Origin of the sequence: Acinetobacter sp. ANC 3882, assembly GCF_022549545.1 — a bacterium.
Classification (GTDB): domain Bacteria; phylum Pseudomonadota; class Gammaproteobacteria; order Pseudomonadales; family Moraxellaceae; genus Acinetobacter.
Window position 1 is genome coordinate 189,760 of record NZ_JAKZGB010000004.1, and the last position, 22,337, is coordinate 212,096.

20 protein-coding genes are annotated in these 22,337 nt (G+C 42.0%); 12 read left to right on the plus strand and 8 right to left on the minus strand.

Features of this window, described 5'->3' with window-relative positions:
• Window positions 1-80: 80 nt before the first annotated feature.
• The gene (locus MMO42_RS10180; protein WP_241320437.1) at window positions 81-1,295 is read left to right on the plus strand and encodes a multidrug effflux MFS transporter; all 1,215 of its coding nucleotides are present in this window, start codon (window positions 81-83) and stop codon (window positions 1,293-1,295) included.
• Between the two features lie 22 nt (window positions 1,296-1,317).
• On the opposite strand, the gene MMO42_RS10185 is transcribed toward MMO42_RS10180, so the two are convergent.
• Window positions 1,318-2,022, minus strand: coding sequence for a nitroreductase (locus MMO42_RS10185; RefSeq protein WP_241320438.1), 705 nt, complete (start codon window positions 2,020-2,022; stop codon window positions 1,318-1,320).
• A gap of 423 nt (window positions 2,023-2,445) precedes the next feature.
• Here MMO42_RS10185 and MMO42_RS10190 point away from each other — a divergent pair, with 423 nt between their 5' ends.
• The 6 genes from MMO42_RS10190 to MMO42_RS10215 all read left to right on the plus strand — a co-directional run bounded on the left by MMO42_RS10190 (window position 2,446) and on the right by MMO42_RS10215 (window position 11,626).
• Complete coding sequence (locus MMO42_RS10190; RefSeq protein ID WP_005296551.1) at window positions 2,446-3,798, plus strand: DcaP family trimeric outer membrane transporter; 1,353 nt, start codon at window positions 2,446-2,448, stop codon at window positions 3,796-3,798.
• A gap of 189 nt (window positions 3,799-3,987) precedes the next feature.
• Window positions 3,988-5,223, plus strand: a complete 1,236-nt coding sequence (gltS, locus tag MMO42_RS10195) for a sodium/glutamate symporter (protein ID WP_241320439.1) — start codon at window positions 3,988-3,990, stop codon at window positions 5,221-5,223.
• Between the two features lie 94 nt (window positions 5,224-5,317).
• Window positions 5,318-6,799, plus strand: coding sequence for an alanine/glycine:cation symporter family protein (locus tag MMO42_RS10200; protein WP_005296547.1), 1,482 nt, complete (start codon window positions 5,318-5,320; stop codon window positions 6,797-6,799).
• Window positions 6,800-6,956: 157 nt separating this feature from the next.
• Window positions 6,957-7,940: a patatin-like phospholipase family protein gene (locus MMO42_RS10205; protein WP_241320440.1), complete on the plus strand. Its 984-nt coding sequence runs from the start codon at window positions 6,957-6,959 to the stop codon at window positions 7,938-7,940.
• Window positions 7,941-8,164: 224 nt separating this feature from the next.
• Window positions 8,165-9,358 (plus strand): peptide antibiotic transporter SbmA, encoded by a 1,194-nt coding sequence (gene sbmA, locus MMO42_RS10210; protein WP_241320441.1) that lies wholly within the window; start codon window positions 8,165-8,167, stop codon window positions 9,356-9,358.
• A gap of 216 nt (window positions 9,359-9,574) precedes the next feature.
• On the plus strand, window positions 9,575-11,626 hold the full coding sequence (locus MMO42_RS10215; protein WP_241320442.1) for a M13 family metallopeptidase: 2,052 nt from the start codon (window positions 9,575-9,577) through the stop codon (window positions 11,624-11,626).
• A gap of 55 nt (window positions 11,627-11,681) precedes the next feature.
• Here MMO42_RS10215 and MMO42_RS10220 read toward each other — a convergent pair whose 3' ends face one another.
• Window positions 11,682-12,197: a chromate transporter gene (locus MMO42_RS10220; protein WP_005296540.1), complete on the minus strand. Its 516-nt coding sequence runs from the start codon at window positions 12,195-12,197 to the stop codon at window positions 11,682-11,684.
• Window positions 12,194-12,766 carry a chromate transporter gene (locus MMO42_RS10225; RefSeq protein ID WP_241320443.1) on the minus strand — a complete coding sequence of 191 codons (573 nt, stop codon included), beginning with the start codon at window positions 12,764-12,766 and terminating at the stop codon, window positions 12,194-12,196. The genes MMO42_RS10220 and MMO42_RS10225 overlap by 4 nt, the downstream gene beginning before the upstream one ends.
• 99 nt (window positions 12,767-12,865) lie before the next feature.
• On the opposite strand from MMO42_RS10225, the gene MMO42_RS10230 reads away from it, so the two are divergent.
• Window positions 12,866-13,765, plus strand: a complete 900-nt coding sequence (locus MMO42_RS10230; protein WP_005296537.1) for a LysR family transcriptional regulator — start codon at window positions 12,866-12,868, stop codon at window positions 13,763-13,765.
• Window positions 13,766-13,778: 13 nt separating this feature from the next.
• Here MMO42_RS10230 and MMO42_RS10235 read toward each other — a convergent pair whose 3' ends face one another.
• Window positions 13,779-14,528: a DUF4850 domain-containing protein gene (locus MMO42_RS10235; protein WP_241320444.1), complete on the minus strand. Its 750-nt coding sequence runs from the start codon at window positions 14,526-14,528 to the stop codon at window positions 13,779-13,781.
• A 132-nt stretch (window positions 14,529-14,660) separates the two neighbouring features.
• Between MMO42_RS10235 and MMO42_RS10240 the strand changes: the two genes are divergently transcribed.
• The 3 genes from MMO42_RS10240 to MMO42_RS10250 all read left to right on the plus strand — a co-directional run bounded on the left by MMO42_RS10240 (window position 14,661) and on the right by MMO42_RS10250 (window position 17,201).
• A complete protein-coding gene (locus MMO42_RS10240; protein ID WP_241320445.1) occupies window positions 14,661-15,725 on the plus strand; it encodes a DUF1176 domain-containing protein in 1,065 nt (354 codons plus the stop codon).
• 36 nt (window positions 15,726-15,761) lie between these two features.
• Complete coding sequence (locus MMO42_RS10245; RefSeq protein ID WP_241320446.1) at window positions 15,762-16,532, plus strand: hypothetical protein; 771 nt, start codon at window positions 15,762-15,764, stop codon at window positions 16,530-16,532.
• A gap of 153 nt (window positions 16,533-16,685) precedes the next feature.
• Window positions 16,686-17,201: a hypothetical protein gene (locus MMO42_RS10250; RefSeq protein WP_241320447.1), complete on the plus strand. Its 516-nt coding sequence runs from the start codon at window positions 16,686-16,688 to the stop codon at window positions 17,199-17,201.
• 51 nt (window positions 17,202-17,252) lie between these two features.
• Here MMO42_RS10250 and MMO42_RS10255 read toward each other — a convergent pair whose 3' ends face one another.
• The 4 genes from MMO42_RS10255 to gatC form a co-directional block, all read right to left on the minus strand.
• Window positions 17,253-17,735, minus strand: a complete 483-nt coding sequence (locus MMO42_RS10255; protein ID WP_241320448.1) for a hypothetical protein — start codon at window positions 17,733-17,735, stop codon at window positions 17,253-17,255.
• A 97-nt stretch (window positions 17,736-17,832) separates the two neighbouring features.
• The gene (gene gatB, locus MMO42_RS10260) at window positions 17,833-19,302 is read right to left on the minus strand and encodes an Asp-tRNA(Asn)/Glu-tRNA(Gln) amidotransferase subunit GatB (RefSeq protein WP_241320449.1); all 1,470 of its coding nucleotides are present in this window, start codon (window positions 19,300-19,302) and stop codon (window positions 17,833-17,835) included.
• Window positions 19,302-20,780: an Asp-tRNA(Asn)/Glu-tRNA(Gln) amidotransferase subunit GatA gene (gatA, locus tag MMO42_RS10265; protein ID WP_241320450.1), complete on the minus strand. Its 1,479-nt coding sequence runs from the start codon at window positions 20,778-20,780 to the stop codon at window positions 19,302-19,304. The genes gatB and gatA overlap by 1 nt, the downstream gene beginning before the upstream one ends.
• Before the next feature lie 53 nt (window positions 20,781-20,833).
• Window positions 20,834-21,151: an Asp-tRNA(Asn)/Glu-tRNA(Gln) amidotransferase subunit GatC gene (gene gatC / locus MMO42_RS10270; RefSeq protein ID WP_004652310.1), complete on the minus strand. Its 318-nt coding sequence runs from the start codon at window positions 21,149-21,151 to the stop codon at window positions 20,834-20,836.
• Between the two features lie 133 nt (window positions 21,152-21,284).
• Here gatC and MMO42_RS10275 point away from each other — a divergent pair, with 133 nt between their 5' ends.
• Complete coding sequence (locus MMO42_RS10275) at window positions 21,285-22,325, plus strand: rod shape-determining protein (protein ID WP_004652309.1); 1,041 nt, start codon at window positions 21,285-21,287, stop codon at window positions 22,323-22,325.
• Window positions 22,326-22,337 lie beyond the last annotated feature (12 nt).

The window sequence follows — 22,337 nt, forward strand, 5'->3', positions numbered from 1 at the left end:
GATTTTCTGATTCTTATTATGCACAAATATGTTGAGGATGCTAAGCTTAGAATCCAGTAATAAGTGAAAAGTAGTGCATTATGCAGGCCGAGCAAACCAATCAACGTCAATATTCAACAGCATGGATTTTGTTGCTTGCTTTGTTAACCGCATTGGGGCCGTTGTCGATTGATATGTATTTACCTGCTTTGCCTCAAATGGCAGATGAGTTTGGGGTAAGTACGCAAATGGTGGCGAATACCTTACCCGCGTATTTCTTGGGGCTGGCGATTGGACAATTGATTTATGGTCCTGTCAGTGACCGCATTGGACGTAAAAAGCCGCTATATTTCGGTTTAAGCCTCTACGCTATCGCCAGTTTGGTATGTGCTTTTGCCACCAATGAATGGGCGCTGATTGCAGCACGTATTTTTCAAGCTCTGGGTGGTTGTGTGGGTGTGGTGATGGCCAGAGCAGCAATTCGCGATCGACTTGATATGCAAGGTTCTGCGCAAGCATTTTCAAGCATGATGATCGTTATGGGGTTGGCACCTATTCTTGCGCCGATGTTTGGTGCATGGATTCTGAACTTTTTCCCGTGGCAGGTGATTTTTATTACGCTGTCTATAATTGGGGTGATTTGCTGGTTGTGTGTCCACTTCTTCTTTAAAGAATCATTGCCTGTCGAGCGCCGTTTAAAATTATCTGCGTATCAAGTCACAACACTCTATGCGGCCATCTTAAAAGATGAAAGTTTTCGCGTACCGATGCTCGCAGGCTGTTTAACAGGTGCGGCCTTATTCTGCTATATCAGCTCGGCTTCAGCGGTCTTTATGGGGCAGTATGGATTGTCTCAGCAGCATTTCTCTTATGCATTTGCATTGAATGCAGCGGGGATCATGTTGATGTCATCCATCAATAAACATCTCAACACTCGCATGGGAATTTTTCAACGCTTGCGTTTGGGTGGTTCAATTCAATGTTTTGGTGCATTGATTGTGTTGAGTGCAGGCTTGATGGCAGACGCACCACTTTGGTTGCTCATGTCGGGTCTATTCTTGGTGATTTCAGGTATTGGTTTGACTGGCCCAAATGCAATGGCATTGGCAATGTCTCAGCAAGGCGCACGTGCTGGAACAGCCAGCGCGATTATGGGCAGTATGCAATTTGCGTGTGGTTTATTGGGTGGCGTGATTCTTAATTTTCTGATCTGGAAAGCATCATTGAATATGGGCATCATGATGTTGCTATTTACCAGTGCTGGTCTGTTTGCGATTATAAAGGTTGGAAAACAGCAAAGCAGTCTCTCAGTTTAGAGAAACTGCTTGAGTTAGCAGCTTAATCGAGAAACACCGTAAAGTTTTCTACGGGTTCGCGGGGTGTAATGAAGGTATTTACAATATGCTCAGGGTCTGCATAACCCAAAGCCACTGCACAGACCAATTCTTCATCCTCAGGCGCGCCTAGGATATCTAAGACGATTGGATGGAAATGATTCCACGCTGCTTGAGGACAGGTGTCTAAACCACGTGCTTTGGCAGCAACCATGACATTTTGGATCATCATGGAAATGTCCATTTTTGAACCAATGCCCATGATTTTGTTGACTGTGAAATACAATGCAACAGGCGCATCAAACAATTGAAAATTGCGCAATTGCTGCGCTGCCATTTTTTCTTTTTCGCCTTTCTGGATACCTAGTAGGCCATATAGTCCCCAACCATTGGCACGACGACGATCAATAAAAGGCGAAATCCAAGTTTCTGGATAGTACGCAAAAGTTTCTGGGTACTGTGCTGCAAGCTCAGGCTTTTGAAATAGTTCAATTTGAGCCGCACAAACACGGTTAATCATTTCTGCGCGTTTTTGTCCTGTAACCACATAGACTTTCCATGGCTGTACATTGGTGCCAGAAGGTGCACGACTTGCCACGGTCAAAATATCTTTAATGGTTTGTGTTTCTACTGGGGTATCTAAAAAGGCACGTACGGAGTGGCGAGATGTGATAGCGTCATCCACATGGCGGACTTGTTCCGTGTTCATAAAAACTCCTTATCATTTGATCTTGTCATCTGAGCAAGACTATAAAGCAATCCGTTATATTTGATGAGGACTTTTCGTTTATTGATCTGATTTTGTTTAAAAAATAATCATTAAAATAAATAAATTAAGCAAAGTTGTTGTGGCTTTTTTATGTTTTGTTAAGTTTGTGTGAAAAAGAAAACTAATAGTAACATAATGAAATCGAAAAATTATTTTATGATTTTAAGTCAAATGCCAAAAACTCCTTAAATAAAAAGTACACACAATATCCGAAATTTATGCATAATACGCCCTTTTTAAAATATTGATTAGGCCTTCCTTACTGATCAGGTGAGGGGATTTTCTATTTACAGACATCTTGAATTTATCCAATTTATGTCTGTGGGAAATGTTGAAATATACACCATATACAAGGAGCTTCTCATGAGTTTATCTCTCATCCGTAAGCCGTTCGTAATGCAAGGTTTAGCAATCACTGTTGCAGCCTTAATGATGAACAGTACACACGCTGCTAGCGAGCAAGAACAGATTCAACAACTTCGTGATGAAGTGAAGGAATTAAGAGCACTATTACAGCAATATGTTCCCCAAGCAAAACAACAAAATAGCATTGCTCAAACGCAACAGCATTCCAATCTAGCAGAAACCCATCCTGATCACCCAGCAAATGTCTCGGTGGTATCTGAAGTACCTAAAAAATCACAATTGGTATTTAATACAGCTTCTGGTGCAGAAGTGAAATTGCATGGTTTCTTACGTGGCGATGCCTCTTACCAAGCCAAAGGTGGAGACGGAATCTTTAACCGTATCAATAAAGTCGATCTAGAAGGTGCTGAAAAGAACAGTGACCGTTTCTATAGCACGGCAACGGTAACGCGTTTAGGTCTTGATTTCAAAGCACCTGTTGAAGGCGCAAATGTTGGCGGAAAACTCGAAGTTGATTTCCGTGGAGGTACCAGCAATGACACCATTCGTATTCGCCATGCTTATTTAACCTTGAATGATTGGCTATTTGGTCAAACAACTTCAACCTTCTTGGCAACAGATTTACAGCCAGAGATGCTTGATTTTAACTCGCCATTGGGAATTGGTACTTATCGTACGCCAATGGTTCGTTACAGCGGCAAGTTTAATCCAGATACAAGTTATGCGATTGCTTTAGAAAAAGGTAATGATGACAATCGTGCGCCCGCGTTAACGTCAAAATTGAAATATGATTTTGCTGAAGGTCAAGGGACCACGTCTGCACGTGCCTTACTGACAGAGGCACGTAGCAAAGCGACTTATGACAAAGATAATAACCGTCTCAATGCAGGTGACTCTGAGTTGGGTTGGGGGGTCGCAGTCGGTGCAAAATATAAATTCACTGATGCATTACAAGCCATGATTGACTATTCGCATGTCAAAGGTGATAGCAAATTCTTGCTGTATACCAACAATGCCTACAATGTAAATCCAAATAACTTTGGCTTAAATTTGAATGAATTTGATGCATTAACAGTGGGTACAACCTACCAAATCACGCCGAAACTACGCAGTACATTGGCCTATGGCGCAATGTTTGCAGATGACAGCAATGACTTTGCAAAACAGGCGATTGTCGCAAAAGATACTGCGCAGAATAAAACCTTGCAACAAGGTTGGTGGAATATCATGTATTCACCGGTAACACCAATTACGTTTGGTCTAGAGTATATCTATGGCGAACGTAAAACCTTTGATGGGCAAAAAGGGAAGGATAATCGTGTAGGGGCAATGGCTCGCTATAACTTCTAAGCCATCTATCCTATAGGTGCAAATCATCTGTGAAAACTGAATAGCTTAATCCCACTGAGGTTCTTGCTTGGAACTGTATGCTTTTTATTAAGTTGATTGAGTTTTCACTCATTTTGAGAGTTACTATTTTATCTGCTATGGCGTGGTGAAAAATCATCGGCATAACAAATAAAATAAACGGAAGAAGATATGGAATTTACTTTTAATGGTTTCTATACCCTAATTTCGGCGGTTATCGTTTTGTTATTAGGGCGTTTGCTCGTTAATAAAATTGACTTCTTAAGACGCTATAACATTCCTGAACCTGTTGCAGGTGGTTTAGTTGCAGCTGTACTTTCACTACTTGTACACTCGTTTTGGGGTTACAGCATTGTTTTTAGTAGTGAATTACAAACCAGTTTTATGTTGATCTTCTTTGCTTCTATTGGTTTAAGTGCCAATTTTATGAAGCTCAAAGAAGGTGGCATTGGGTTAGTGATCTTCTTGATCTGTGTCGCGTCATTCATCGTGGTACAGAACGCTGTCGGTATAAGCCTTGCAACGCTGTTGGGTATTGATCCTTTGGTTGGTTTGATTGCAGGTTCAATCACATTGACGGGTGGACATGGTACAGCTGGTGCATGGGGCGAGATTCTTGAAACTCAGCATGGGATTCAAGGTGCTTTAGCTTTAGGTATGGCGAGTGCAACTTTTGGTCTGATTATCGGTGGTATTATCGGTGGTCCATTGGCGAAATTGTTGATTAACCGCTATAGCCTTTCTCAAGCTCAGACGCCAGCAGAGATCAAAGATCGCGATACACATTTAGATCAACATCCTGACGACTTAGCGCCATTTGAAAATCCACATCAAGTCCGTTTAATCACTGCGGACAATGCCATTACGACTTTAGGTATGTTTGCTGCGTGTTTAGCATTTGCAGAATTCATGACTGGTTTTAGTAAAGGAACTTGGTTCGAGTTACCAACATTTGTTTGGGCACTTGGCGGCGGTGTGATTTTACGTAATATCTTAGAAAGCGTATTGAAAATTGATATTTTTGATCGTGCAATTGATGTGTTTGGTAATGCTTCATTATCGCTTTATTTAGCAATGGCATTGCTGTCGTTGAAATTATGGCAATTGGCAGACTTGGCTGGTCCACTTGTCGTAATTTTAGGTGCGCAAACCATTACTATGGCATTGTATGCAGCATTCGTGACCTTCCGTGTCATGGGTAAAAACTACGATGCGGCAGTCTTGGCAGCAGGTCACTGTGGTTTTGGTATGGGGGCAACACCAACTGCGGTTGCAAACATGCAAGCGATTACCAATATGTATGGACCATCTCATAAAGCATTCTTGATTGTTCCGCTTTGTGGTGCGTTCTTCGTTGATTTAATTAACGCAACAGTAATTCAATTAATTTTGAAATTCTTTGCCTAAGTCGGATCAAAAGCTCCAAGCGGGGCTTTTTTGATTCATCCATTGTTATCGTATATGTACGGATGTACATAAAATATTTAAAAGCGAATAAGTGATGAATGAAAAATTAAATGACACCCTGATGGCTTGGGTAAGTTTTTTCAATGATCCTTTATGGGACTTCCTCGTTGTTTTCCTGCTTGCTGTAGGTATTTTCTATACTGTTGCGACCAAAGCTGTACAGATTAGAATGTTCTTCCACAGTATCAAGGTCATGAAGAGCAGCCGTACCAAAGGTGAAGAGAAAGATTCACATGGACTTACACCATTTCAGGCTTTTGTAACGGGGTTAGCAAGCCGTGTGGGTGTAGGTAACATTGCGGGTGTTGCAATCGCGATCGCGATTGGTGGACCGGGTGCGGTGTTCTGGATGTGGTTTACTGCGATCTTGGGGATGAGCTCAGCGTTTATTGAGTCATCACTCGCGCAGTTATTTAAGGTCAGAGATAGTAATAGTAAGCAGTTCCGGGGTGGACCAGCCTACTATATTACCCAAGGCTTACGTAGTAAAACCTTTGGTGTAATCTTTGCCGTTGCATTGATCTTTACTTATGGCTTTGTATTCAATTCAGTTCAAATCAATGCGATCGCCAATGCGTCTTCACATGCATGGGGTTGGGACAAAGCCAATCTGATTGCACACTTAGGTGGCGTTGATCTAGAAATTTCATGGGTCGGTCTGGCATTAGTTGTTTTGGTTGCTTTGGCAATTTTTGGTGGTATTAAACGTATTGCTAAATTTGCAGAAATGTTCGTACCGTTAAAAGCAGGTCTTTATCTTGCAGTTGCGATGTATATCGCAATCAGCAATTACGAACTTCTACCAGGTATCTTCAAACTGATCTTTACTGAAGCATTCCAGTTTAATGCGGCAGCGGGTGGCTTCTTCGGTGCAATGATCTCGATGGCAATGATGCAAGGGATTAAGCGTGGTTTGTTCTCAAACGAAGCGGGTATGGGTTCTGCACCGAATGCGGCAGCAGCATCGGATGTAAAACATCCAGTGAACCAAGGTTTGGTTCAAATGCTCGGTGTGTTCGTCGATACCTTCATTGTGTGTACCAGTACAGCGATCATTATCTTGGTATCAGGTGTGTACCATGATGCGGGCTTCGTTGGGGTTGAACTGACCCAACGTGCATTGGAGACACAAGTAGGTAGTTGGGGCGGTGACTTCCTAGCGATCTTGTTATTCTTATTCTGTTATTCAGCTGTTCTAGGCAACTATGCTTATGCAGAAAGTAATGTGCAGTTTATTAATAACAATCCGAAAGTGATGTTCATCTTCCGAATCTTTGTGTTGGTGATGGTGTATTTCGGTGCGATCGGTAGCGTTCCACTGGTTTGGTCAATGGCGGACTTGTTCATGGGTATCATGGCAACCATTAACTTGATTGCAATCTTGCTGCTCACACCAATGGCGCGTACTTTGTTGAAAGATTATACCTCGCAGCTTAAGAAAGGGATTAAAGAGCCTGAGTTTAAGATTGATAACTATCCAGAGTTGAAGAAAAGAGTCGACTCTGATATTTGGTAATTCGATTTAACTCAAGTTTCGTCATATTAAAAAAGCTCCTTTCGAGGAGCTTTTTTGTGAAGTTTTTATGAAAAATACAAAAAATTGATACAGCATTTAGACTTGGCAAGCGCTAAAATTTAGTCAAGAAATATCGTAAATATGGCAATTGTTGCGTATGAAACAGCTTAAATTATGGATGCTTGGTCTTTCAATGACGATTTTGGCAGGTTGCCAAACCACATCTCATTTGACTCCAGTTGTTGAAGATGCCCAAGCTCAAGCTGTCAGCCAACCGTTTAGTTCGATTAAACAGCAGCAAAAACGTCCAGTGATTGCATTGGTATTGGGTAGTGGTGGTGCACGCGGCTATGCGCATATTGGTGTGATTGAAGTATTGGAGCGACAAGGTATTCGCCCTGACTTCATTGTTGGAACCAGCGCAGGCAGCATTGTTGGTTCTATTTATGCCAGTGGTAAAAGTCCTGCCGAATTACGCGATATTGCCTTAAAACTTAAAGCCAATGATGTTCGAGAAGTGAATGTCAGTTTAAAGGGTTTTTTTGATGGCAAGAAGGTTGAGGACTATATCAATCAACAAGTGCATAACATGCCATTAGAAAAGATGAAAATTCCAATGTATGTGGTCGCGACTGAATTAAAAGATGGCACCAGAACAGTCTTTAACTATGGCAATACAGGGCAGGCAGTACGTGCTTCTGCATCGATTCCAAGTATGTTTGTGCCAACCAAAATTCATGATGTTGAGTATGTCGATGGCGGTTTAGTCAGCCCAGTACCTGTTCAGGTTGCGCGTGAGCTTGGCGCAGATGTGGTGATAGCGGTCGATATTTTGGCTCAGCCGATCCATACCGAGACGAGCAATGTGTGGGGATTGTTCAACCAAAACATCAATATCATGCAAGGGCGTTTGGCTGAGGAAGAGCTGAAAGATGCAGACATCGTGATTCAACCTGACCTACGTGAGAAGGCGCATATCTTTGATGTCAAAGGCCGTGAGCTAACCATGCAGGCAGGTGCGGATGCTGCTAATGAAAAGTTGGCAGAGATTCAATGGGCAATTCAAAGTAAAACTTATCCATCTCCAACGGAACGGCAAGATATTGCTTTGAAAATGAGTACGGCATCACCGCGTCAATAAGTCGAGGGTAAGCTTCGAATGGACTTAACTGTTTGAGTCCATTTACTAAACTGATATTCAGGCAAAAAAACAAATTGTAAATCATCTACAAAAAGCTATTAAAAAGAGAGAAAAACAGGTAAATAACTACAAATCATAAAACTTTTTTATCAGTTAATCTTAAGTTTTAGGTCATAGGATGACCTATACGATTAATTGCAACATAACAAGGATTGTTAAACACGATGTTTAAGTCATTCTTTCCAAACCCACGCCTGTTCTTTATTTCAGTGCTGGTGTGGCTAGCACTCAATATGCTGTTGTGGTACACAGGTGGGCATAGCTGGGGTGAGTATCTTGGTTTTCCCAAAGGCTATGCTGATGCGGAATTACCCATTGATGTCAGTCGCTTTTGGGCTCCTTCCTTTATTTGGTTTTATGCTTGGTTTTTTGCCGCAACTGCTCTATTTGCTGGTTTCTGGCGTATCTTTTCAGACAATAAATGGCAGCGTTGGTCAATCTGGGGCTCTGCTTTTATTTTGTTTAATGTTTGGTTTTCGGTACAAGTCGATGTCGTATTGAATGCTTGGTATAACCCCTTTTATTCATTAATACAGAAAATGGTTTCGAGTGGTGGAGGTGATTTAAAGCAGCTTTATAGTGGAATGTTTACTGTTATTTTGATAGCCATGGTCTATGTCACCATCGCTATATTGAATTTATTTTTTGTTAGCCATTATATCTTTCGCTGGCGTACAGCAATGAATGATTATTATACCCAGTATTGGGAGCGACTACGTCATATAGAAGGTGCATCTCAGCGTATTCAAGAAGATACGATGCGATTTGCTGGGACTTTAGAGGGGCTAGGTGTAAGTTTGATTGAGGCGATTATGACTTTAATCGCCTTTTTACCGATTTTGATCCAGCTTTCAGTTCACGTCAAAGTTTTACCTATAGTTGGCGAAATTCCCCATACACTAATGATAGCTGCTCTAGGTTGGGCAATTTTTGGAACCGTAGTCTTAATGGTAGTTGGTGCTAAGCTTCCGGGATTGGAGTTTAATAATCAAAAGGTTGAAGCTGCATATCGTAAAGAGTTAGTTTATGGTGAAGACCATGCTGATCGAGCTGATCCTTTAACACTAAAAGAGTTATTTAGTAAGGTACGTTTGAACTACTTTAAATTGTATTTCCACTATACCTATTTTAATTTAGTGCGGTTTTGGTATTTACAATTGGATAATTTATATGGATTTTTTATTTTAGCACCTTCAATTGCAGCAGGTGCGATTACTCTAGGGATCATAATGCAGATTATGAATGTATTCCAATTGGTTAGAAAATCTTTTCAATATCTTATCACTTCATGGCCAACGATTATTGAGTTGCTATCAATTTATAAACGTCTTCGCACATTTGAAAAAACGTTAGATTAGTTTGAATGACCTAATTTTAGTCAGCCTTCAGTTGATGTGAAGGCTTTTTTATTGGCTATATGCTGAGTGGATTTGTTTCTTATGTGACGTTTGCATATGTATTTCTGTGAAAATGACTTTATTTGAGCCTGTGGTTTCACTATAGTCCCTTGATAAAATTAATGATCTTTCATTTCTCTCTTATACAGTTGAAAACGTAAATAAATAGGATAATGCATGAAACCTGTATTGCTCAAAAGTGCATTAGCGCTTGCACTGACTGCTTGTACTGTACATGTATGGGCAGACCAAGCAATTAAACCTGCTCAAGCTGAAAAAATCTCAGGTATAGATCGACAATATATTGATCAAAGCGTAAGTGCCAATCAGGATTTTTATGATTATGTGAATGGAACATGGCTTAAACAAACTGAAATTCCAGCCGATAAGTCTCGTTGGGGCGCATTCAATGAGTTGCATGAATTATCAACCAATCAATTGCATCGTATCGTTGACGACTTGGCTGCACAGAAATGGGCCACGGGTACGGTCGAACAAAAAGTTTCAAGTTTGTATGCCAGCTTTATGGATGAAAAAGCGATTGAAGCTCAAGGTATTAAACCTTTACAACAGGAGTTGGCACGGGTTGATGCACTTCAAAAGAAACAAGATTTTGCTCAATTAATGGGACATTTCTCGCGTATTGGAGTCAGAACACCATTTGATGTCAGTATCGATCAAGATATGAAACGCTCTGATGTGATGATTGCAGGTTTAGTGCAACGCCGACTCGGTTTACCAGATCGCGATTATTATTTAAAAGATGATGAAAAGTTTGTCGAGACGCGTGCCAAATATCTCAAGCATATTGAACGAATGCTCCAACTGGCAGGTGATCAGCAAGCCGCTCAGCATGCAAAAGACATTCTAAAGCTTGAAACGGAATTGGCCAAAATCCAATGGAGCAACGTACAGAATCGTGATTTATCCAAACGCTACAATATCTACCCGCTCAAAGACTTAACTAAGTTAAGTCATCGCTTTGATTGGGATACTTATCTAACGACTGTGGGTGTAAAAGATAAAGTTCAGACGATTCAAGTTCATCAGCTCAGTTATTTCAAAGCGTTTGATCCAGTCTTGAATAAAACACCGTTAAATGTTTGGAAAGCTTATTTCAAATGGAACTTGATCAGTAATTTTTCGCCATTCTTAAACAAAGCGTTTGTAGATGAGAGTTTTGAATTCTACGGTAAAACCTTACGTGATGTCGCAGAGCAAGAAGTTCGCTGGAAGCGTGGTGTACAAACCGTAAATGCAGTATTGGGTGATGGTCTGGGCAAAATCTATGTGGAAAAACATTTTTCTGCAGATAAAAAACAGCGCATGGATACATTGGTTCAAAACCTGATACAGGCTTATGATCAAAGCATTAGTCAACTGGATTGGATGAGTCCTGAAACCAAAGTACAGGCCAAAAAGAAATTAGCCAGCTTATCGATTAAAGTGGGCTATCCAAAGAAATGGCATGATTATTCAGCTCTGGATATTAAAGAAGGTGATTTGATTGGCAACGTGATTCGTGCCAGAGAGTTTGAACATCAAGACGATTTAGATAAGTTAGGCAAGCCAGTTGATCGTGATGAGTGGTTTATGACGCCTCAAACTGTGAATGCTTATTACAATCCATCCTCAAATGAAATTGTATTTCCTGCCGCGATTTTACAACCACCATTTTTTAATATCGATGCTGATGATGCGGTGAATTATGGTGGAATCGGTAGCGTCATTGGTCACGAGATTAGCCATGGCTTTGATGATCAGGGCAGCCAGTTTGATGAATTGGGCAATATGCGTAATTGGTGGACCGCACAAGATCACAAACGCTTTAAAGCCAAAACACAGGCTTTGGTGGCGCAATACAATGCTTATGAACCAATTGCAGGCTATCACGTCAATGGTGAACTGACTTTGGGTGAAAATATTGCAGATAACTCAGGTCTATCGATTGCTTATAAAGCCTATCAAATTTCCTTAGCAGGCAAGCCCGCACCCGTGATTGATGGGCAAACAGGTGAGCAGCGTTTCTATATGGGCTGGGCGCAAGTTTGGCGTGCCAAAACCCGTGAAGCTCAAGCGATTGTGTATTTAAAAACAGATCCACATGCACCTGATAAAGTTCGCGCCAACGGTGCTTTAGTTAATCAAGCGCCGTTCTACGATGCCTTCAAAATCAAAGAAGGGGATAAAATGTATTTGGCACCTGAAAAGCGTGTCAGTATTTGGTAGTTCAATTTTTAGCAATAAAAAACCTGCATCGAGCAGGTTTTTTATTGCTGCTGACTTAAAGGAAGGCAATTCCAAGTCCTGCACCCGCAGCCATCACCCAGAGCGGATGAATCTTTTTAAACATGCCGAGGATTGCAGTAACAATCACGATCATCACCAACAACAGATTTTGTGCAGATGCATCGGCAATCAACCACGCACTGACCAGAACTAAACCCACGGTAATCGGTTTCAATGCTTTTTCAAAACGAGCGCGTAAGGGATTGGCTTTAAAACGTTCCCAGAATTTAAGTGCATAAATGGTAATAATTGAAGAGGGCCCAAACTTGGCCAGCGAGGTGACCAATAATCCTGCTGGTCCTGCGACATGCCAACCCACCAAAGGCACAATCATCATATTGGGACCAGGTGCAGCTTGGGCCATCGCAAACAGTGAACTAAATTGCTCCGCAGACATCCATTGATGTACTGTTACAACCTGATGCTGCATCTCAGGCAAAATGGCATTACCACCACCAAAAGCCAGTAGAGAAAGTTGAGTGAATACAATGGCAAGGGTAAGTAGGATCATGATTTTTTCACTCCTAAAACCAACATGTTAATGGCGAGCAAAATAGCCAAAGTCAGCGCCAACGGCAGCTTGATCCAAATCATAAACACGAAGGTCAATCCAATCGTGAAAATAGTCAGATAACTTTTTAAAATGGGCCTGAGCATTTTAAATCCTGTTGCAAACAGTAGGCCTGCTGCCGCTGCGGCTAGACCTTGGATCATATGTTTGACTGCGGGGAGGTATTGAAAATACTCGTAGACTTGGTAGATGATCAGGACGATTGCAGTCGGTGCGGAGATCAAACCAAGCACTGAACTGATTGCACCTTTTACACCTTGGAATTCCATACCAATTGCAACTGACATATTGATGATGTTTCCACCCGGTAATAATTGGCAGACACCAAGTAAGTCGGTAAATTTACCTTCATCAATCCATTTGTGCTCTTCAACGATGATGCGATGTGCCAAGGGTAAAACACCCCCAAAACCCATCAATCCCAATTTCATAAATCCCGTGAATAGTGCCTTACAATCAGGAGCAGTGGTGAGGGGCTCATTCTGTATTGATAGGGCTTGGGCTTTCATTGGACGACCTTTTGTTCAACCTTGTGAGCTATAGAATGGATGATTTGTGGTATATTCACAAATGCTATTTTTGCTGTTATCTATACTTTTAAGGTATGTATGATTGATATTCACAAGCTCAATGCATTTGTTGCGGTTGTTGAAGAAAGTAATATTTCTAAAGCAGCTGTTCGGTTACACATGCAACAACCTCCACTGACCCGATTGATTAAAAGTTTGGAAGAGGAGCTAGATACCGCTTTGCTCAAACGTCTGCCACGAGGTGTGGAAGTGACCGAGGCAGGCAAAGCTTTATATCAAGAAGCGATCACGATTTTGGCGCATGCACAGTCGATTCCGAAACGGGTTAAAAACATTGCCCAAGGCTTGGAAGGACAGATCAATATCGGTTTTACTAACTCCGCAGGTTTGCATCCCTTTCTTCCTGCATTATTGCGTCAGTTCCGAGAGAAGTTTCCTGCTGTTGCCATCCATTTGGAAGAGGACAGTAGTACGGCTTTAACCGATGCGGTGATCAATGAAAAACTGGATATCGTATTTTTACGTAAACCCGCCCCAATCCATGCACAAGTACAAAGTATTCATGTTTTGAATGAACCTTTAATTGTCGCATTACCTAGCAATCATCCGTTAACGGACAAAGAGGGGGTAATCCGCTTAGTCGATTTAGAGCCTTATGAGTTTGTGCTGTATCGCCGTATTGCTGGGCAAGATCTGTTTGATAATATTTTGGCAAATTGCTATCAGGCGGGGTTTAGTCCCAATATCGTACAAGAAGCACCACGCTTAACCTCCAGCCTGAATTTGATTGCTGCGGGGATTGGGCTTTCGATTGTGCCTGCTTCGATTCAGGACTTTTGGAATAAACAGATTATCTATCGACCTTTAGAAGCAAAGAAACCCTGTATCGCACCGATTTATGCGATTTGTCGAGCCAAAGAAAATAATATTCGGGTTGAACATTTCTTGACTCTACTCAAAGCCAGTCAAGCGGTTTGAAAGCTATTGGCTGCTAATGGCTAAAGTGATAGAAGTTTAAAACCGGCCCAAGCAAGTGCTGTTGTGATTTATCCAGAGTTACGATGATTTCTCTAAAATTGAATGTGTCCTCGTCATGGTATTTGGCGACGCCATGGGTTTTATTATTCAAGTTAGGAATTTGATAACTAAAGAAAGCCACTTGTTTCGAAGGATGCACTACATTGATTAATTTCTGCGAATCTTTATAGCCGCCAAATTCATTTTCAACACTTTCTTTTAACAGGCTAGGAAAATAAAGCGTGGCATTGGGCATGCCGCAACCGACACAGAAGGATGAATCGTATAATTCTATGGCTTGTTTTTGATTTGGGCTCATTAACAGAGCCGAACCTGTACCATTTGCCCCAGCACTTGCTTCCGCGTCGCGCCAATCTTTAGGGACAAGGACCAGACCAATTTCAGGAAGCGCAAATAATTTAAGTTGCTTGACCAGATTAGGTGCAAGCTTGAAATCAAAATGACAGCTTTTTGCGGTACAGCTTTTAAAGTCTTTGAGTAGACCATCATCAGCAGGATTGAGTGCGGTGACGCCATAAAAAGGAACGCGGACATCATTGGCAAAGGATACTTCACCAAGTGCATAAATTTGATTTATGGCTTTTCGCTCTTGGGCTGTATTTGAAAATTTGGGAAAAACTGGTGTGAAATTACGCACCTCTGCATGTGCCATTGCAGTTGAGCCAGCCAGTAAAATAATAGAGAGTAAGTGGGCTATTTTCATTTTAATTCAGTGTTTTGAGTTTCAGTTCAAATTAACATATTCTTGAATACAAGAACCTACAACCAGATCAATTGAAAAGATTTAGAATATTTTGACTGAATAATAAATAAATTGCATTGAGAAATACGTCTTATGAACAAGATCCTTTCAGCCTGTTGCTTGCTTGCGATGAGTGTCAGTGCTTTTGCCCAAGACCTCAAGGGGATTTCATTCTCTCATCAAGACTGGGAAATTTATTGTAGCAATACTGGGACTTGTCGTGCCGCGGGTTATCAGAATGAAGAATATCGTAATGAACCTGCTTCTCTGCTGTTAACGCGTCAGGCTGGCGCACGACAGCCTGTTCAAGTGGAATTTGCATTGGCGCGTTATGAAGAGCCTTCTTTTCCCGCAGCCAAACTTAAAAATATTCACTTCTATGTTAATGGTAAAGATTTTGGGCAAGTTGCGGTGGATGGAACTGAATTCCCATTGATGGGACGCTTGTCTGGACAACAGGTCAACGCCTTATTGAAGCAATCTAAGAAAAAGACTGAAATCATCTTTAAAAATAATACATTGCAATGGCAAATATCAGATTTGGGGATGACTGCTGTATTGCTCAAAATGGATGATTTTCAAAAACGTATTGGGACTGTGGGTGCATTGATTAAAAAGGGAAAAGCGGATGAATCGCATGTCTTAACGGCACAGTCAAAATTCACGGTAAAACAGATCAAAACCCCAAATAAGCCTTATCTGACTTTGCAGCCAAATCATAAACGCTATCCGGCGTTATATCGTAATTTGATGGCAGCACAGCCTATCCCAAAACAAGAGGGATTTTGTGAGGGGATTTATGATGGTGATGCAACAAAGCCTCAACCAATAGAGTTGTATAAACTGACCAATAAAAAAGTGTTGGCGATGACCTTATGTTGGCGTGGTGCCTATAACGAAGGTTATGGTGCATGGGTTTTGGATGAATCACTCACGGCAAAACCGAACTTTGTGACTGAACATGCCTCAGAGTTTTATGCAGGTATTATCAGTAGTTCACAAAAAGGTCGTGGCATTGGTGACTGTTGGTCGAGTGATGAATGGGTGTGGGATGGACAGAAGTTTGTGCATACTAAAGATATGTGGACGGGGATGTGTAAAGGACTTGCTGCGGGTGGCGTATGGGAGCTTGATCAGGTCGAAGCGATCGTAAAATAATACTGTGAACAGATAAAAATAGCCTAAGGAAATATCATGCTGAAGAATAAGATTGCGCTGGCTACAATGATTTTGGTGGGGATATCCACCTGTTTTAGTACATCTACTTTTGCTGCTCCTTTACAGATTCTTGAATTTAAAAAGAGGCAGATAAGTGCAACAGAACAGACGCAACTCTGTGAACAAGTGAAAGAGCTGTGTCAGCAAGGTGTGCAATCGCGTAGCCTAAAAACCTCAGACCAAAATTTATGGATATTATCAAGCCGTAATGATATTGCTAGATTTAAATCTACATCTGCAGGTCTTAAATTAATCGGTAAATGGAGTATTGTGACAGTTGCAAGCGACGATAGTCGCCATAAGCAATATATATTTCCTAAGCTTTTTCCACTCACTCAACAGCGTTATACGATTGCAATCATCGATCAGTTTTCTGAGATGTATTCAGGTGGTGGGGCTGGAATTGAACGAGCCAGCTTTTATGAGTTAGAGGATTCGGGCAACGAACGTCCTTTTATTAAAAATTATCCTTTTAGCTTTAATCGTATGATTCGAGCCTGTTTCTCTGAACAGGATTATGAAAGTTCTAAAGGCAAGTGCCATGATGAAGATGGTCTGAGTCTGGATATTCGTCCGATCAAGCCGATGGTCTGGCAATTTCGTTATCGCTACAGTTTGGATGTATCACCTGCATCAGATTCGGGTGGGAAATCGTTTAAAGGCAGCCGTAACCTAAATATTGATTTAAATAAAGCACCTGAGCAGCCGAATATTCCAAAAGAATGGGATTATGCTGGTATGGAATAAATGTGCATTCAGGAATATAGGATTGTTTTAGCGGGGCATTTTACATTTTGCCAAAGCTTTAAGGGCGTGGGCTTACGTAATTTACAGCGTCATAACAGATGATATAGACAGAGCGTGGTACAAAGGGAAAGATTGCAATTTGGAACTGTGCTTATGTCTCGTGTTTATTCTTCTGCCCGCGGTAAATTCTCTCATTTGAGTCGCTCTGTGTTGATGGCTGCGGCTGTGTTGGGTACAACCCAAGTGGCAATGGCAGGGCCAACAGTCGATCAACTCAGTGATTGTTTGGTAAAAGCGACCACCGCAGCGGATAAGACCACGGTTTTGCAATGGACTTTTAGCGCTTTGGCAGCACATCCTGATTTAAAGTCTTTTAGTAATGTCACGCCTGAGCAGAAAACCCAGTTGGATCAGAAGTTGGCACAGGTTTTACAGCGTGTGATTGTGGAGCAGTGTTCGACACAAACTAAGGCTGTGATTCAGGCTGAAGGAATTCAAGCAGTCGGGCAGGCTTTCCAGCAGTTAGGTCAGAGTGCAGGGCAGGATATTGTTAAAGATCCAGCGGTAAGACAGCAGTTGCAAGGTACCTTGCGTTATATCGATTTAAATAAATTGGTTACGACTTTTTTAACCCCTGATATTTGGAATAAGTTGGGTGTGATACGTTAATAAGTTATAAAATCCCTCGTTCATGAGGGATTTATTTTATTGCATTTTCATTTATCGTAATGAACAGGCTTTGCCTTCATATTCATAACGGTGAACCTTATATTCTTGACCATCCCAACGAAATACAGCAAAGCAAAAACCAGAACCTGCATTAATAAGTTCTGGCCAACCATCTTTACCTTTTGTGTCTAAGAAAGTTGGAGTGCCTCGGTTTTCGACGATCATTTTCCATATCCCTTTTTTCTGCTGGGAGATGATGTGGTAACCAACCATTTCTCGACCATAACATGTTGAGTCAGCATCTGAAATAATGGCATCTTTTAGTCCATCACCATTTAAGTCTTTATATGTAGTGATTTCACCTATATCGCAGTTTCCTTCCCAACCATATTTTGTTTTTGTAAAACCTGCTGCTTTAAAAATAGCCTCAGCATCGGCTTTAGGAACTTGGAGTTTTTGTGCAAAATTAGAACTGCTGATTAAAAGTAAACAGGTACTCAGGAGTAATCTATTTTTCATAAGTTGAATGATCATGTCAGTTTTAGTTTAAAAATTTATTGTGTGAATATTTTATCCTATAAAAACCAAAAAACCCGCTTTAAAGCGGGTTTTCTTTTGAAATTGGATTGTATTAACCAATCAATTTTTTCATTAATTCATTGACTTGTGCTGGGTTGGCTTTACCTTTTGCAGCTTTCATGACTTGACCAACCAGACCGTTAAAGGCTTTTTCTTTACCCGACTTGTACTCTTCAACCATTTTTTCATTAGCTGCAAGCACGTCTTTGATGATCGCTTCAATCGCACCTGTATCGGTTTCTTGCTTTAAGCCTTTCTCAGCAATGATGTCATCCGCAGATTTTCCTTCTGCTTCCCACATAAAGCCAAACACTTGCTTCGCAATTTTGCCGTTAATGGTGTTATCCACGATACGCGCAATCATGCCGCCCAATTGCTCAGCAGAAACAGGAGAGTCTGCCAATTCTAGGCCTGCTTTGTTTAAAGCACCTGAAAATTCACCCATCACCCAGTTTGCAGAGACTTTACCTTGTGCAGCACCACCCGCAGCAGCTACAACTGCTTCGTAGAAGTCCGCCATTTCGCGTGATAGCGTCAATACGTGTGCATCGTATTCGGTCACAGCGAAGTCAGCGATAAAGCGTGCACGACGCGCTTTAGGCAGTTCTGGAAGGGCAGCACGTGCCGCTTCGATTTGCTCGTCGGCAATGATCACTGGCAATAAGTCTGGATCTGGGAAGTAGCGATAGTCGTTCGCTTCTTCTTTCGAACGCATTGAACGGGTTTCCATCTTGTTCGGATCGAACAAACGGGTTTCCTGATCGATCGTGCCGCCGTATTCCAAGATTTCCATTTGGCGTTCAATTTCAACATTGATCGCTTGTTCAATGAAACGGAATGAGTTGAGGTTTTTCAACTCACAACGTGTACCAAAAGGCTGACCCGGACGACGGAGTGACACGTTACAGTCGGCACGGAATGAACCTTCTGCCATGTTACCGTCAGAAATACCTAACCAACGCACGAGCGTGTGAATCGACTTGATATAAGCAACCGCTTCTTCAACTGAACGCATATCTGGCTCAGATACGATTTCAAGCAATGGTGTACCCGCACGGTTTAAGTCGATACCCGACATACCTTCGAACTGGTCATGAATCGATTTACCTGCATCTTCTTCAAGATGGGCACGGGTTACGCCAATACGCTTCACAGTGCCATCTTCAAGCTGGATGTCGATATGACCCAAGCCCACAATCGGATTGTCCATCTGGCTGATCTGATAGCCTTTTGGCGAATCTGGATAGAAGTAGTTCTTACGCGCAAATACAGACGCTTGGTCGATATACGCATCAATACCCAAACCGAAGCGAATCGCAAGATCAACCACTTCCGCATTCAATACAGGCAATACACCCGGCATGGCTAGGTCAACAAGGCTGGCTTGCGTATTTGGGTCTTGACCAAATTCAGTCGATGAACCAGAGAAGATTTTAGACTTGGTCGCCAACTGCGTGTGGATTTCGATCCCGATAACGACTTCCCAACCGTCAATTAGCTTTAACTTTTGAGCTTCAGTCATTATGCATTCTCCTCAGCAATTGCCGCACGTTTGGTATGCCAGTCTGTATTTTGTTGATATTGATGCACAATCGAAAGCAATTGTGATTCTGACCAGTAGTTACCAATCAACTGTAAGCCTACAGGCAGGCTGTCTTTATCAAAACCAACAGGTGCGTTGATGGCGGGTAGACCTGCCAAGTTCACAGCAAGCGTATAGATATCGCCTAAATACATTTCAGTCGGGCTGAGGTTGGCACCGATTTTGTAGGCAGTGGTTGGCGCAGATGGTGCAGCAATCACGTCAACATTTTCAAATGCTTTCAAGAAATCTTGCTGGATCAAACGACGAACTTTTTGTGCTTTCACATAGTAAGCATCGTAGTAACCCGCAGAAAGGGCATAAGTCCCGATCAGGATACGACGTTGTACTTCTGCACCAAAACCTTCTGAACGTGAACGCTTGTATAAGTCCATCAAGTCCACAGGATTTTCACAACGGTAGCCATAACGAACGCCATCAAAACGTGACAGGTTTGAAGAAGCTTCCGCAGGTGCAATCAAGTAGTAAGTTGGTACATAGGCTTCAGTCATGTTGAGATCAATCTCAACCAAGATCGCACCCATGTCTTCAAGCTTTTTCAATGACTCTTCAACGCGTGCTTTCACATCTGCATCTAAACCAGCAACATTGAAGTACTGTTTTGGAATACCAATGCGTAAGCCTTTGACCGCTGTGCCGTTTAGGTTCGCAACGTAGTCATCGACTTCTTTATTGATCGAAGTAGAGTCTTTGGCGTCATGACCAGCAATGACATTCATCAAATACGCACAGTCTTCCGCTGAACGTGCCATTGGACCGCCTTGATCGAGAGATGATGCATACGCAATCATACCGAAGCGAGACACACGACCATAAGTTGGTTTTAAGCCTGTTAAGCCACAGAATGAAGCAGGTTGACGAATTGAGCCACCTGTATCCGTGCCTGTTGCGATTGGCGCAAGATCAGCCGCCACAGCCGCTGCAGAACCACCAGATGAACCACCCGGAACATGATCTAGTGCCCAAGGGTTAGACGTTGCACCGACATACGAGTTTTCAGAGGTCGAACCCATGGCGAATTCATCCATGTTCACCTTACCTAAAGTCACGAGACCCGCAGCTTTCGCTTTCGCAACGACGGTTGCATCGTAAGGAGAAATGAAGTTATCCAGCATTTTTGAACCAGCAGTGGTTTTAATGCCTTGGGTACAAAAAATATCCTTGTGGGCAAGTGGAATACCCGCCAACGCATGTGCATGACCTGCTTTCAGTGCAGCATCGGCAGCATTTGCTTCAGCAAGGGCCTGTTCTGCAGTCACGGTCACATAACTTTTTACTTTTGGGTCAATGTGGGCAATACGCTTTAAATAATGTTCAGTCAATTCGCGTGATGAAAATTGGGCTGTTTTTAAGCCTTCAGAGAGTTCACGGATTGATAAGCGATGTAAATCTGTCATATGAAAAATTTCTTTACATTCTAAATATAAAATATTGACTAATTGAATAAATCTTATTCAATTACGCGAGGTACGAGGTACAAACCTGCTTCTGTAGCAGGCGCGACCGCTTGATATTCATCACGATGATTGCTTTCAGTCACAACATCAGCGCGTAACGGTTGAGGGTTGTCAAATGGGCTCTTTAAAGGCTCAACATCATCGGTATTAATGCCTTTCAAGCTTTCCATCATGCCAAGGATTTTATTTAAACTTTGAGCATATTCAGCAGATTGCGTGTCATTGAGAGATAAACGGGCAAGGTGTGCAATTTGCGATACCGTTTGCGCATTTAAGTCTGTTGTCTGCTGAGCATCTGATGATGTAGACATAACTTTACCTAATTCAGTATTAAAAAATTTCAAAATATCGTGCGTTATAATAAGCGATTGACTTGTTCAAATCATCACATTTAGTTAAAGTTGCCACCTTGTATTCACACAAAGTTTAATTGAGAACGCCCCCGTGATTCTAAAACGACTAATTGGCTTGTTTTCGCCGGATTTAGCCATTGATTTAGGTACTGCAAATACACTTATTTATGCACCAGGCCGTGGCATTATATTAAATGAACCAACTGTTGTGGCAATTCGCCATAGTGGTTCACAAAAAATTGTTGCCGCTGTAGGTATTGATGCTAAACAAATGTTAGGCCGTACACCAGCGAATATTTCAGCAATTCGTCCGATGAAAGACGGTGTGATTGCTGATTTTGAAGTCACTGAGACCATGTTGAATCAGTTTATCGGCAAAGTGCATGAAAAGCGGTTATTCCCGCCAGCACCGCGTGTCGTTGTCTGCGTACCTTGCAAATCAACACTGGTTGAGCGTCGTGCGATTCGTGAAGCTGTATTTAATGCAGGTGCGCGTGATGTACGTTTAATCGAAGAGCCAATGGCCGCTGCGATTGGCGCAGGTATGCCAGTTGAGCAAGCATGTGGTTCGATGGTTGTGGATGTTGGTGGTGGTACCACTGAAATTGCAATTATTTCATTACAAGGTTGCGTCTACGCTGATTCATTACGTATCGGTGGTGATGTATTTGATGAGCAAATCATCAATTATGTGCGTAAAGCACACGGTTGTGTGATCGGGGAAACAACAGCCGAAGTCATTAAAAAAGAAGTGGGTATGGCTGTTGCTGACGGTAAGACCCTCGAGATTGAAGTTCGTGGTCGTAACTTGGCAGAGGGTGTACCTCGCGCGATTACCGTGACTTCTGATGAAATCACTCAGGCAATTTCTGATCCGTTACAAAGCATTGTAAGCGCTGTAAAATCTGCACTTGAGCAAACGCCACCTGAATTGTCTTCGGATATTGCAGAGCGTGGTATTGTGTTGACAGGTGGCGGTGCATTATTGCGTAACCTTGATAAATTACTTGCGCAAGAAACAGGTTTACCTGTGATTGTTGCAGATGATCCTTTAACTTGTGTCACTCGTGGCGGCGGTAAAGTATTAGAGTTCTTTGACAATCCAAACCACGACATGCTTTTCGTTGGTTAAATCATAAGGACT